A 12,673-nucleotide genomic window follows, 5' to 3' on the forward strand; every position below is an offset into this window, starting at 1 on the left:
CTTGGAGAGCCGACTGTGCCGACGACTGGTGGAGCGATATGACAGCGAGCCCAGACAGACCACACACCGTGAAACGTCTCGCCGCGGGCGTGGTCGTGCACGACGATCGCGTCCTGGTGGTCCGTCGCAGCTACCGTGAAGGGTTCCTGCCGGGTGTGTGGGGTGTGCCCTGCGGCAAACTGGACGAAGGCGAGCGGCCGGAAGAGGCGGTGCTGCGCGAACTGGAGGAGGAGACGGGGCTGAAGGGACAGGTTCTGGCCGCGGCGGGTGAACGCGTCTTCGTCAGCGAGTGGGACGGTCGTACCGTGCACAGCTGTCAGTCGAACTTTCTGATCCGTCCTCTGACGTTCGATGTAGTGCTGCCCGAGCCCGACCAGGCCTACCGCTGGGTGTCCACGGAAAAGCTGGAGGACGCGGGTCTGGACGAGCACAACCTGGGCACGATCCGTCAGGCCCTGAAACGACCTCATGAGATGAGTTCGGCCAGTTCCCGTAGCCGCAGCAGGTAACGTTCCGGCGACAGGGGCTGCTTGGGGATGCTGACCGGCAGATGATCGTGCGGGATGGCGTAGACGTCCGTGGTCTGTCGTAACGCCGCCGTTTCCAGAAAGCAGGTGACGGTGGACAGACCGGGTGTCAGGGCGACCTGATGGCGGGTGTCCGCGTCCAGGCAGTACCGGCTGCCGGCTTCGAGGCGCAGGTCCGCTGCCATGCGCAGCCTCGCCGTTCCCGCGTCGGTGATCTGCCAGGCGGTGTCACCCGGTCCGATCTCCTCTCGGTAGGCCGCGACCGGTTCTCCTTGCGGATCGGGGACGTAGATCCTCATCCGCAGTGCTCCTCGCAGGACCGCGGAGGCGAAGGCGAAGCGATGGTTGTGGATGTGCTCCGGATCGTTGTGGGTGCGGATCGCGGGGCCCGCTGACCAGATGTGGGCGCGCAGCATGTAGTCGGGTTCGCCGGTCAGCAGCATCAGCTTGCTGAAGCCCAGGGCGTGGTCGTACGACAGCGCGGCCCGGCGTGCGGTGTCCGGTCGGTCGGCTTCGACCTGGAGGATCAGTGCCTCCACCAACGAGCCCAGCAGGTCGTGTCCGCACAGACGTCCTACGGCCTCGAGCGCGGCAGGGCCCGCGTTTCGGCCGCCCGTACGGTCGCCCAGTGTCTCTGCCAGCATGCCGCGTACCGTCTCGACGGCCGTCATGGTTTCAACTCCAGTTCCACGGCGCACAGTGCGTGGTCGGAAAAGCCGTAGCGCACACGGCAGTCGTGCAGCGTCAACTCGGGACCGATGAGGATGTCGTCGACGGCCATGCCGATGCGGGAGGTGCCTTCCTTGATCGCTCCACGCAGCAAGCGTCCTCGCAGCAGGTCGCCGAGCAGGTCTCTGCGTTCGGTGTTCAGGTCGGCGCAGACGATCAGCGGGGCCGACGGCAGGGCCTGGATGAAGTTGGTCAGGCCCTCCCACACGGGCCGAACCACCGGGTCGTCGGGTTGCCGTCCGAAAAGGTGGAAGGGAGGCAGATGCACACTGCCGATCCACAGGTCCCGGCCACAGAACCTCAGTCGTCCGAACAGCATGCCCTTGTCCCAGCTCACCAGCTCTCCGGCGGGACCCGAGTGCCGCAGGCGTGGATTGGGCAGCAGCAACCGCGACTCCTCGTGCCAAGCGTGACGGCTGAGCAGCGCGAGCCCGGCGCGTCCCCCGTCGACATGCATGGCCGGTGAATACGGGAAGGACAGCCGATGGGGCAGGCCGAGGAGGGGCTGTACGCGATCAAGCAGCGGCGACTCTCCTCCCGGTGTGAACGGCACCTCCTGCATGGCGATCACATCGGGGTGCAGGGGAGCCACGTCCGCCCGGAGCGCCTCGGCCACCGGGCGGCCCGGGTCGCGCACCGGCACTCCTTCTCTGATGTTCCAGCCGACCACCCGCAGCCTGCCCGTCATGAGGGGGGCGTCCAGCCGCACAGCTCCGGTGACCGCAGCACGGACAGGCCCTGGTAGGTCATCCAGATCGGACGCAGATACCGGTCGTCCTCCCATCCCCATACCCCGTCGCTCTGCGACCGCCAGACCGCGGCGACCGCGGCCTCCAGGCGGTCGACCCGGCGCTGCTCGCTGTCCGCGCCACCGGCCAGGTAGTCGGCAGGGGTGCTGAGCAGGGCCTTGGCGACCCAGGCCGCCGTGAAGTGCCGCACCACGGCGTGATCACGGCCCTGTTGAGGCGGGGAGAGGGAACGCCGTACATGCTCGACGCGGTTGTCGAGACCGCCTGCGGTGAGCAGCCAACGCACGCCCTGCTCGCGTGACTGCCGGCAATGGTTGTCCTCCTGAAGCACCTGAGCGGCTCTCGACAGCGCGAGAACCGCCTGAGCCGTGTGCACCGTCGAGGGCGACGGCGCACTCCAGAGTCCTGTGGGGCCGCCCAGCCACGCCCCCCAGCACAGCAGTCCACCGTGCTCCGCGTCTCGCAGGGTCCCGCTGAGGAGTTCGGCGCGCAGGCTCGCGATCAGCGGAGAGTGCGGCGCGGCACGCACGAGTCCACGCAAAGCCGTCGTCACCACGTACGTACGGGCAAGTCCCTCCGGGTCCTCACCGAGCTGCAGCATCTGTTCCAGACTGGCCACGGCCTCGTCCAGTCGGCCGCGGTCCGCGCCGGCTCGGCTCAGGACCCCGGCCACCAGCGCAGTCACCTCCGGGCGGCCGACGCCCGCACCGGTGCGGGCTGCCCATCCGCCGTCGCGTAGCCGTAACCGCCACAACGTCTCCACCAGTTCCGACGGGGCCAGTCGGCCGTCCGTGGCGCCGAGGGTCAGCACGGTGTGCAGTCCGTAAGCCGTACCGATTGCCGTCGGCGGCTCCCCCGCCTGCCCCTCCTCGAGGAAATGCGACCAGCCCGTCAGCCGCCCCCGCTCGGGGTCGACCACGGTGGAGCAACTGGCGAGCAATGCTGCGGCCGTGCCATCGACAAGCCTGGACGAACCGACGAACGGGACGGTTTGCGGCCCTCGCGTCGGTATCGCACGCTGCTCGGAACGATGACGTGCTGTGACCGCCGAGAGATGCACGATGATTCCAGTGGAAAGCCCTGCACACGTGGCCAGCGCATACCGTGCGCTGGTGCCGGAAATCGTCTCCGGCAGCACGCCGACCAGTGACTGGAACATCGCGTACGCAGCCGCGAACGGCCCATAACGCGAAAGCTCCCGTAAGGCGGCTGTCGTACGACTCCGGGACCGGACCAGCGTCGGTGACTGAACCACGATCTCTCCCCCCGAGACGCATCCCGCTGGGTGCAACCCAAACGGGATGATGGGGATTATACGGAGATACGGAACACGGCAGAATCCCCTGCACACCAAAACAAGTGCCGCCCTGCCCGGCGGATTCGTGGGGGCCCGCACAACGCCTGCCGGTCCGGTATCCGCGCGAGGGGGAGGGACAGCAACTTCACAGTAATCGTGCTTCTTTTATTGACAACAGAAAAGAATGAACCGTACGTTCCGGCCATGCTCTCGACCCCGCCCTCCGAGACGTTCCCGGTCCATACGCCCGCCGCCGCCCAGATCTTCACCATCGTGCTCTCCCACGGCCCGCTCACCCGGGCGGAGATCGCACGGCGGGCCGCCCTGTCGCCCGCGGCGGTGACCAAGGCCGTCCGGCCTCTGATCGAGACGGGATACCTGCTGGAGGACGTCGACGAGGAGCACAGGCGGGCGCTCGGCCGCCCCGCCAACCCGGTGCGGGTCGACGGCGATCGCGCGCTGTTCATCGGGGTCAAGGTGACCGGCGACGAGATCATCGCCGTGCTGACGGATCTGTGCTGCCGTATCAGGGTCGCTCGGCACATCCCGCTCGGCGACCGACGGCCCGGGGGTGTTCTCGCCACCCTCAGCGGCCTCGTCCTCGAACTGCTCACCGACGCCGAGGGGTTCGGGGTACCGGTCAGGGGTGTGGGAATCGCCGTCTCCGGTGAGGTTGACCGCGCGGAGGGCATGGTGCGGTACTCCCCGTTTCTCGACTGGCGGGACGTCCCGCTCGCCAACCTCGCCGCCATGACGGTCGGCCTGCCGGTCACCGTCGACAACGACGTCCGCGCGCTCACTGTCGCCGAGCAGTGGTTCGGCGCGGGCGTGGGCCTGTCCGACTTCGCGCTGGTGACGGTGGGTGCCGGTATCGGCTGCGGTCTCGTCGTGGGCGGCCGGGTGGTCTCCGGCGCGCACGGCGTCGCCGGTGAGATCGGGCATCTCTCCCTCGACCCGGCGGGCCCGCGGTGCCACTGCGGCAACCGGGGCTGTGTGGAGGCCATCGCCTCCGACTCGGCGATCGTGCGCGACGTACGGGCGGAGACCGGGATCGACGTGGCCGACGCGGCCGAGGCCCTGGAACTCGCCCACCGCGGCGACCCCGGAGCCCGTGAGGTGTACGCACGTGCGGGCGCGGCCATCGGACGGGCCATCGGGTCCGTGGTCAATCTGCTCGGACCCGAACGAGTGATCATCTCCGGCGAAGGGCTCGCCGCCTACGACCTGTTCGCCGAGCGGATCAGGGAGACCTTCGCCGCCTCCGCCTTCGGCGCCGCCGCGCGCTGCGATGTCAGGACGCGTCCGCTGCCCTTCGAGGAGTGGGCACGTGGAGCGGCGGCCACCGCCATCCAGTCCTTCATCAGATCGGACACGCCCAAGGAGTAGTGACGCAGAGCGCCGAGGCCTTCCCGTTGCATCCCGCTGCCCCGGACGCGCGATTCGGCGCGCCCGCAACCAGGCCGTCCCCGCACCCGCAACCCCGTACGTCCTTCACCGACCCGGAGGTCACAGTCATGCGGTTGTCCCCCCACCGCGCCCGCCGCACCGGCAGCGCCCTGCTCGTTCTCGCCCTGACCGCCGGCCTCGCGGCGCTCACCCCCGCCGCGACGGCCACCCCGGTCGCGGACGCCGTCCCGGCGCCGGCGGACCGGCCGTACATGGGCTGGACGAGCTGGAGCATGCAGTCGTCCAGGTATCCGGGGCTCAACCCGGACGGCGACTACAGCTATCTGACCGAGAAGAACGTCCTGAAGCAGGCCGACGCCCTCGCCGCCAAGCTCAAGCCGTACGGCTACGAGTACGTCAACATCGACGCCGGCTGGTGGCGGGACATGAGCTGGAAGCCCCGCTTCGACGGGTACGGCAGACAGGCCGCAGACCCCGGGCGCTTCCCTCGCGGAATGAAGGCCGTCGCCGACGACCTCCACGCCAAGGGGCTGAAGGCCGGCATCTATCTGCCGGTCGGGCTGGAGAAGGAGGCCTACGGCGAGGGCCGGGTTCCCGTCTGGAACGACGGGGACTGCACGACCGCCGACATCGTCCACGGCGACCTGCGCACCACCAACGGGTGGGACAGCGCGTACAAGATCGACTTCTCCCGGCCGTGTGCCCAGAAGTACATCGACTCCCAGGCCCGGCTGTTCGCCGACTGGGGCTACGACTTCCTCAAGCTGGACGGTGTCGGTCCCGGCTCGTTCAAGAGCGGGGAGAACTACGACAACGTTGCCGACGTCGCCGCATGGCAGAAGGCGATCACCGCCACCGGCCGGCCGATCCACCTCGAACTGTCCTGGTCCCTCGACATCGGCCATGCCGCCGACTGGAAGCGGTACTCGGGCGGCTGGCGCATCGACACCGACGTCGAGTGCTACTGCAACACGCTGGTCACCTGGGAGAACTCCGTCGAGGACCGCTGGGACGACACCCCCGCCTGGACCCGCCACGCCGGCCCCGGCGGCTGGAACGACCTGGACTCCCTCAACGTCGGCAACGGCGAGATGGACGGGCTCACCAAGGCCGAACGGCAGAGTTACGCCACCCTGTGGGCCGTCGCCAAGTCGCCCCTGTACACCGGTGACGACCCGACGCGCCTCGACTCCTACGGGCTCTCCCTGCTCACCAACAAGGAGGTCATCGGGGTCAACCAGGGCGCCGCACCGCCCGCCAGGCCCCTCACCCCCTCCGACGACCAGCAGGTCTGGGCGGCCAGGAACCCCGACGGCAGCTTCACGGTCGCCCTGTTCAACCTCGGGAACGCGCCCGCGTCCGTGACCGCCGACTGGTCCACCCTCGGCTTCTCCGGCAAGGCGAAGGTCCGCGACCTGTGGAACCACGAGAACCTCGGCACGTACAAGGACAAGGTCACCCAGGCGCTGCCCACGCACGGCTCGCGGCTGTTCACCGTCACCCCGCAGGGCCCGGCCCTGGCCAAGACGGCCTACGAGGCGGAGGCGGGGACCAACGCCCTCAGCGGCAACGCCTCGGTGGCAGGCTGTGGCGCCTGCTCCGGAGGCAAGAAGGTCGGCAACCTCTACGTCGGCGGAAAGCTCACCGTGAACGGCGTCACGGCCGCGAAGGCGGGACGCTACGTCGTCGACATCGCCTACGTCAGCGGCGACGCGCGATCCGTGCGCATCTCCGCCAACGGCGGCGGTGCCACCAGCCACAAGTTCCCCTCCACCGGCGACTGGGGGACCGTCGAGACGGTGAGCGTGCCGCTCAACCTGAAGGCCGGCGTCAACACCATCACCTTCGACAGCGGCGACGGCTACGCCCCGGACATCGACCGGATCGACGTACCGAACCTGTCCTGACGGCCGATTCGTAAGGGAGCGCATCCATGGACACCCCACGCCCCGATTCGCCACGAACCCTTCCCGGTAGACGTGGCCTTCTCTCCTTCGCCGCTGCTTCCGGAGCACTCGCCGCCCTCGGTGGGGCGCCCGCCTTCACCGCCTCCGCCGCACCCGCGAGACCCGCCGACTCCCCGATGGTGTCCAAGGGTACCGGCACCGAACTGTGGTGGCAGGCACCCGCCGACGACGGCTCGATGATCACTCAGGGCCTCCCCATAGGCAACGGCCGCCTCGGGGCGCTCGTGAGCAACGACCCGGGCCGGGAACGGCTGTTCATCACCGACGCCACCATGTGGACCGGAGGGCTCAACGCCACCCTCGGCAGCGACGGCCAGTTCCCGTACGCCCGCGAGGACTTCGGGTCGTTCACCCTGCTGGGCAAGCTGACCGTCGACATACCCGACCACGGCCTCTCGGCCGTCTCCGGCTACCGGCGCGCCCTCGACCTCCGCCAGGGCCTGGTCACCGCCTCCTACGTGCGCTCCGGTGTGACCTACCGGCGGCAGGTGTTCGCCAGCGCCCCCGACGACGTCCTCGTCCTGCACTTCACCCAGGACGGCGGCGGGCGCTACACCGGCGACATCAGCCTGGACGGCACCCACGGTGAGACCACCACCGGTGTACCGGCGGGTCGTTACGCGTCCTTCGGCGCGGATTTGCCCAACCGCCTGCGGTACGGAGCGGCCGTCACCGCGTACGGCAGCGGGGGAACCGTCGCCGTCGACGGGGCGCGGATCTCCTTCCGGAACTGCGAGAGCGTCACGGTGATCGTCACCGGCGGCACCGACTACGCGCCCGACGCGGCCAAGGACTACCGCGATCCGTCGCTCGACCCCCGAAAGCTCGCCCGCACGAAGGTCCTCGACGCCGCCGGGCACTCCGCGACCACCCTGCTGCACACCCATGTCGCCGACCACCGAAGGCTGTTCGAGCGCATGAACGTGTCGCTCGGCACCTCCACCGAACTGCAACGCGGCATGGACACCTGGGAGCGGCTCAGGGCACGCCACGCGGACGACACGCCCGACCCCGAACTGGAGGCTTCCTACCTCCAGTTCGGGCGCTACCTCATGATCGCCGGCTCACGCGGCAGTCTGCCGCTGAACCTCCAGGGACTGTGGCTCGACGGCAACGCCCCTGACTGGATGGGCGATTACCACACCGACATCAACCTCCAGATGAACTACTGGATGACCGACCGAGCCGCCCTGTCCGACTGCTTCGACGCCTTCACCGACTACTGCCTGGCCCAGCTGCCCTCGTGGACCGAACTCACCCACACCCACTTCAACGACCCCCGCAACCGCTACCGCAACTCCACCGGGAGGGTCGCGGGCTGGACCGTCGCCGTCTCCACCAACATCCACGGTGGCATGGGCTGGTGGTGGCACCCGGCCGGCAACGCCTGGCTGTGCAACTCCCTGTACGAGCATTACGAGTTCACCCAGGACCGCGACCACCTCGCCCGTATCCACCCGATGCTCAAAGGTGCCTGTGAGTTCTGGGAGGCGAGGCTGCTGACGACGACGGTCACGGACCCGGTCACCGGCGAAAAACGGGAGGTCCTCGTCGCTGACAGCGACTGGTCGCCCGAGCACGGCCCGCTCGACGCCAAGGGCATCACGTACGCCCAGGAACTGGTCTGGTCACTGTTCGCCAACTACCGGGCGGCATGTGGGGTGTTGGGCAAGGACAGCGCATACGCTCGGACCGTCGCCGGCCTGCAGAATCGGCTCTATCTGCCTCAGGTGAGCCCGAAGACGGGCTGGCTGGAGGAGTGGATGTCCCCGGACAACCTGGGGGAGACCACCCACCGTCACCTGTCCCCGCTCGTCCAGTTGTTCCCCGGCGACCGGATCCGCCCGGACGGCTCGACGCCGGAAGAGATCGTCGAGGGCGCGACGGCACTGCTCACCGCGCGCGGCATGGAGAGCTTCGGCTGGGCGAACGCCTGGCGCAGCCTGTGCTGGGCCCGGCTGAAGGACGCCGACGAGGCCTACCAGCTCGTCGTGAACAACCTGCGGCCCTCCGCCGACGGCGGCAACGGCACCGCGCCCAACCTGTTCGACATCTACCAGGTCGAGCAGGGCCGCGGCATCTTCCAGATCGACGGCAACTTCGGTACGCCCGCCGCGATGATCGAGATGCTGGTGTACTCACGGCCCGGCCATGTCGAACTGCTGCCCGCGCTGCCCGACGCCTGGGCCGCGTCCGGATCGATCACGGGAGTGGGCGTACGCGGTGGCTTCACCGTGGATCTGAGCTGGAAGGACGGCAGGCCGACCGAGGCCACGGTGACGAGCGTCGGCGGGCGCACGACCACGCTGGCGTACGGGACGGGGAAACGGCAACTCACCCTGGCTCCCGGCCGGTCCGTGACGCTTCGCGATCTGGGGCGGTGAGGGGATGTCCCAACACACCATTCGTCTCGCCGGCATGCTACGACGCCTCACCTTCACGGTCGTCACGCTGACCGCCACCGCCCAACTGCTGACGGCGTCGGCCACGGCAGCTCCCGCCACGGCTCCCGCGCATGCCTCGGCGCACGAGATCGTCACCTGGGGTGCGAGCGCCGACCGTATGGGCGAGGCCGCCTCGAACCGCGGTTACCGGCTCGTCGTACGGACCAGCGCGGGCGGAACCGACCTCCGCGTCCGGCTGTCCAACGCCTTCGGCGACCGGCCCCTGACCTTCGGCCGGGCGTACGCGGGCGTGCAGAAGGAGGGCGCCGCCCTGGTCCGGGGCAGCAACCGGTCTCTGACGTTCGGCGGGGAGCGGTCCGTCACCGTACCCGCCGGTGAGTCCGCGCTCAGTGATCCGCTGCCCGGACGGCTGCCGGCGGCGACCTCGCTGGTGGTCAGTCTGTACGTGGCCGATACCGGTGGCCCGGCCACGGGTCACGGCATGGCCATGCAGACGTCCTACACCAGTGCGGGCGACCACGTGGCGGCGGAGGGCCCGGCCGACTGGACCGGAACCACGGGATCCTGGTTCTACCTGGACGCCGTCACCGTACGGACAGGCCCGGACGTGGGTGCGGTTGTCGCGCTGGGCGACTCCGTCACCGACGGCTGGCAGTCCACCACCGACCACGACCGCCGCTGGCCCGACTACCTGGCACGCCGTCTTCAGGCCGATGCCGACACCCACATCGAGGGGGTGGCCAACGAGGGGATCTCCGGCAACAAGGTCCTCGCCGACGGAGCCGGGCAGAGCGCCCTGAACAGGCTGCACCGGGACGTGCTCTCCCACCCCGGCGTACGCACGGTCCTTCTCTTCGAGGGCGTCAACGACATCAAGGCCCACACCGGTGTCACGGCCCAGGACCTGATCGACGGCTACCGCCGGATCATCGACCGCGCTCACACGGCCGGTGTGTGTGTCGTCGGGGCCACGGTCGGGCCCTTCAAGGGCTGGTACGAGTGGGACGCGCCGGCCGAGGCCGTACGCCGGGAGGTCAACGAGTTCCTCCGCACCGGCGGCGAGTTCGACGCCGTGGCGGACTTCGACCGCATCCTGCGCAGCCCCTACGACCACGAGCGGATCCTGCCGTTCTTCGACAACGGCGATCACCTGCACCCCAACGACACCGGCATGCAGGCGATGGCCGACTCAGTGGGGCTGCGAGACCTCTCCTGCGATCGCGACGCCCCCTGACCCCGCCGTCTACAGCGGCGCCGGGGACGAAGCCCCCGCGATCAGCAGGCGGGGGCTGCCCGAGCCGTTCGCGGGTACGGTCCACAGGTCGCTGCTGCCGATCTTGCCGTCGGTGGGGAGGGCGTAGGCGACGGTGTCGTTGTCGAGCCAGGTGGCCTGGTCGTCGACGCTGTGGCGTTCGGCGAGCGCAGTCTCCTTCAGGGTGCCCAGGTCGAGGACGTACTCGTGCCAGAGGGCGGTACGGGACAGGACCCGCTTCTTGAAGGCGACGCGGGTCCCGTCGGGGGAGAGCGAGGGGCACTCCACGTTCTCGAGCAGGGTGGTGACCTTGCGCCCGGAGAGCGAACCGCGGACCAGGTAGGTCTTGTTGCCGGTGTTGAGGGTGGCGTAGAAGGTGTCGTCGTCGGAGGCGAAGGTGACGCCCCAGAAGTTGACGTCCGAGGCGCGGTAGGACTTGCCGTCCATGGTGATGGAGAACGTCTCCAGGCTGGGCGTCAGCTTCATGGTGCGGGTGTCCAGGATCGACGTCCGGGTGGAGAAGAAGGCGGACGCGTAGGACTCGCCGGAGACGAAGACGGTCCAGGCGACGAAACGGCCGTCGGGCGAGACCCGGGCCCGGCTGGGGGTGCCCGCGAGCGGATAGGTGCGCAGGGTGCGGAGGTCCGCGTCGAGGAGCAGGGCGCGGTTGCTCTGCTTGAGGACACCGGGGACGGACTGGAGGCAGACGCCGGTGCCGGCCGCCGCGTAGAAGCGCGCGCACTTCAGGTCGGAGGCGGTCCGGCCGGCCCCGGGGTCGGTGGACGGGACCGAGGCGACCGCGGTGCGGTGCGGGCCGGCGGCGGCGTTGACGAACGTCAGGCGGCTCTTCTGGTCGAGCGTCAGCCTGCCCGTGCTGACGGCGGGGCCGCCCGGCTGCGACTGGTTCGCCCGGTCCGCGCGGTCGGCGGCGTGCAGGACCACGCCGGTTGCCACGCCCGCGAGGATCAGCACCCCCGTGACGAGTACGAGCAGGCGTCGGCGCAGCGATGTCATGTGGATCCCCGGGGCTTCGTGACTGTGATGGTCATCGGGATTCGCCGCTCGGCCGCAGCAACATGCCCGCGACGGCCGCGCAGCACAGCAGACCGACCGCCGATCCGGCCAGCGCCGGGCCGTCGCCCCACACCGTCCAGGCGGCGCCGAAGGCCAGCGAGCAGCAGAACCGGGCCAGCGCCTGGCTGGTCCCGACGATGGCGAGGCCGCTGGCGCGCAGCTGTTCGGGCACGATGTCTGCCAGGGCGGCCGGGAGTACGCCGTCGGTGGCCGCGTAGAACACGCCGTGCAGGGCGAGTACGAGGAAGGGCAGGGCGGGTGTGGCCGGGGCCCACAGCAGGAGGGCGTAGGCGGTGAGCAGACTGGCGTGCCCGGCGAGGAACACGGTGCGCCGCCCGATCCGGTCGGCCAGTGAGCCGAGGGGCACGGCCAGCAGCAGGAACACCGCGGCGGTGCCCAGCGGCAGCAGCGGGAACCACTCGTCGGCGATGCCCGCACGCCGTTGGAGGAGCAGATAGACGAAGGCGTCGCTGACCGTCGTCAGGCCGAGCAGCGCGGCGCAGATCGCGAGCGCCCGCAGCCGCGGCAGACGCAGCAGTGCCAGCGCTTCGCGCACGCGCACGGGCGGCTTGGCGTCCGTCGCGGCGGCTTCGTCCGGCCGCGCGCCCTGCCGTCTGCCCGGTACGAACAGCACCAGTACGAGCACGCCGAGCACGGCGACGCACGCGCTCACGCCGAACACGGCGTCGTAGCCGTCGGTCGCCGCGCGCAGGATGAAGAAGGCCGCCAGTGGGCCGAGCATCGCGCCCGTGGTGTCCATCGCCCGGTGCACGCCGAAGGCGCGGCCCTGTCGCTCGGACGGCGTGGACAGGGAGATCATCGCGTCGCGCGGGGCGGTGCGCAGGCCCTTGCCGGTCCGGTCCAGGGCGAGGACCGTGCTGAGTGCGCCGATGCTGCTCACGAGCAGGAGCAGGGGCTTGCACAGCGCGGACAGGCCGTACCCGAGCCCGGCCATCAGCTTGTGGTTGCGTACCCGGTCGGCGAGGTGGCCGCCGGTGAGCTGTACCAGCGCGCTGACACCGTTGTAGACACCGTCGAGGGTGCCGAACACCAGCGGGGTGAAACCGAGCGTGGTGACGAGATAGAGCGGCAGAACGGCGGTGACCATCTCCGAGGAGATGTCGGTTATCAGACTGACCGAGCCCAGCACGAGCACGACCGGGGCGACCTTGTGCCCCGGGCCGCGTCTTCGGCCCTGCTCGGAGTCCGCCTGGCCGGGGGCGGAACGGTCGGTGAGATACATGATCGAGAACTCCAGGTGCGGTG

General features: G+C 69.7%; 10 protein-coding genes. 5 read left to right on the plus strand and 5 right to left on the minus strand.

Annotated features, from left to right (window positions below; all coding sequences use genetic code 11):
* Positions 1 to 68: 68 nt before the first annotated feature.
* Positions 69 to 509, plus strand: coding sequence for an NUDIX hydrolase (locus G3I71_RS23910; protein ID WP_343243061.1), 441 nt, complete (start codon positions 69 to 71; stop codon positions 507 to 509).
* Here the strand turns inward: G3I71_RS23910 and G3I71_RS23915 are convergent.
* From G3I71_RS23915 to G3I71_RS23925, 3 genes are read right to left on the minus strand one after another with little or no spacing between them, the layout of a single operon-like run.
* Positions 467 to 1,198, minus strand: coding sequence for a hypothetical protein (locus tag G3I71_RS23915; RefSeq protein ID WP_164317085.1), 732 nt, complete (start codon positions 1,196 to 1,198; stop codon positions 467 to 469). The two genes, G3I71_RS23910 and G3I71_RS23915, sit on opposite strands and share 43 nt — an antisense overlap.
* Positions 1,195 to 1,944: an endonuclease/exonuclease/phosphatase family protein gene (locus G3I71_RS23920; RefSeq protein WP_164317087.1), complete on the minus strand. Its 750-nt coding sequence runs from the start codon at positions 1,942 to 1,944 to the stop codon at positions 1,195 to 1,197. The genes G3I71_RS23915 and G3I71_RS23920 overlap by 4 nt, the downstream gene beginning before the upstream one ends.
* Positions 1,941 to 2,924, minus strand: coding sequence for a hypothetical protein (locus tag G3I71_RS23925; RefSeq protein ID WP_164317088.1), 984 nt, complete (start codon positions 2,922 to 2,924; stop codon positions 1,941 to 1,943). Before G3I71_RS23925 ends, G3I71_RS23920 begins: the two co-directional genes overlap by 4 nt.
* 582 nt (positions 2,925 to 3,506) lie before the next feature.
* Between G3I71_RS23925 and G3I71_RS23930 the strand changes: the two genes are divergently transcribed.
* From G3I71_RS23930 to G3I71_RS23945, 4 genes are all read left to right on the plus strand, one after another.
* A complete protein-coding gene (locus G3I71_RS23930) occupies positions 3,507 to 4,688 on the plus strand; it encodes an ROK family transcriptional regulator (RefSeq protein ID WP_164317090.1) in 1,182 nt (393 codons plus the stop codon).
* Between the two features lie 128 nt (positions 4,689 to 4,816).
* Positions 4,817 to 6,616 (plus strand): carbohydrate-binding protein, encoded by a 1,800-nt coding sequence (locus tag G3I71_RS23935; RefSeq protein ID WP_164317316.1) that lies wholly within the window; start codon positions 4,817 to 4,819, stop codon positions 6,614 to 6,616.
* 26 nt (positions 6,617 to 6,642) lie between these two features.
* Positions 6,643 to 9,060, plus strand: coding sequence for a glycoside hydrolase N-terminal domain-containing protein (locus G3I71_RS23940; RefSeq protein WP_164317091.1), 2,418 nt, complete (start codon positions 6,643 to 6,645; stop codon positions 9,058 to 9,060).
* 4 nt (positions 9,061 to 9,064) lie between these two features.
* Positions 9,065 to 10,315 (plus strand): SGNH/GDSL hydrolase family protein, encoded by a 1,251-nt coding sequence (locus tag G3I71_RS23945; protein WP_164317093.1) that lies wholly within the window; start codon positions 9,065 to 9,067, stop codon positions 10,313 to 10,315.
* Between the two features lie 9 nt (positions 10,316 to 10,324).
* Here G3I71_RS23945 and G3I71_RS23950 read toward each other — a convergent pair whose 3' ends face one another.
* Together G3I71_RS23950 and G3I71_RS23955 are read right to left on the minus strand one after the other, a co-directional pair.
* Positions 10,325 to 11,347 carry a PD40 domain-containing protein gene (locus tag G3I71_RS23950; protein WP_164317095.1) on the minus strand — a complete coding sequence of 341 codons (1,023 nt, stop codon included), beginning with the start codon at positions 11,345 to 11,347 and terminating at the stop codon, positions 10,325 to 10,327.
* A 31-nt stretch (positions 11,348 to 11,378) separates the two neighbouring features.
* Positions 11,379 to 12,650, minus strand: coding sequence for an MFS transporter (locus G3I71_RS23955; protein ID WP_203731173.1), 1,272 nt, complete (start codon positions 12,648 to 12,650; stop codon positions 11,379 to 11,381).
* Positions 12,651 to 12,673 lie beyond the last annotated feature (23 nt).

It is taken from the genome of Streptomyces sp. SID12501 (genome assembly GCF_010550245.1).
GTDB lineage: Bacteria > Actinomycetota > Actinomycetes > Streptomycetales > Streptomycetaceae > Streptomyces.

What these genes read in the sequence shown, in the direction of transcription:
- G3I71_RS23915 (WP_164317085.1), bottom strand. Translation starts at nt 1,198, where the DNA reads ATGACGGCCGTCGAGACGGTACGCGGCATGCTGGCAGAGACACTGGGC.
- G3I71_RS23920 (WP_164317087.1), bottom strand. Translation starts at nt 1,944, where the DNA reads ATGACGGGCAGGCTGCGGGTGGTCGGCTGGAACATCAGAGAAGGAGTG.
- G3I71_RS23930 (WP_164317090.1), top strand. Translation starts at nt 3,507, where the DNA reads ATGCTCTCGACCCCGCCCTCCGAGACGTTCCCGGTCCATACGCCCGCC.
- G3I71_RS23935 (WP_164317316.1), top strand. Translation starts at nt 4,817, where the DNA reads ATGCGGTTGTCCCCCCACCGCGCCCGCCGCACCGGCAGCGCCCTGCTC.
- G3I71_RS23940 (WP_164317091.1), top strand. Translation starts at nt 6,643, where the DNA reads ATGGACACCCCACGCCCCGATTCGCCACGAACCCTTCCCGGTAGACGT.
- G3I71_RS23945 (WP_164317093.1), top strand. Translation starts at nt 9,065, where the DNA reads ATGTCCCAACACACCATTCGTCTCGCCGGCATGCTACGACGCCTCACC.
- G3I71_RS23950 (WP_164317095.1), bottom strand. Translation starts at nt 11,347, where the DNA reads ATGACATCGCTGCGCCGACGCCTGCTCGTACTCGTCACGGGGGTGCTG.
- G3I71_RS23955 (WP_203731173.1), bottom strand. Translation starts at nt 12,650, where the DNA reads ATGTATCTCACCGACCGTTCCGCCCCCGGCCAGGCGGACTCCGAGCAG.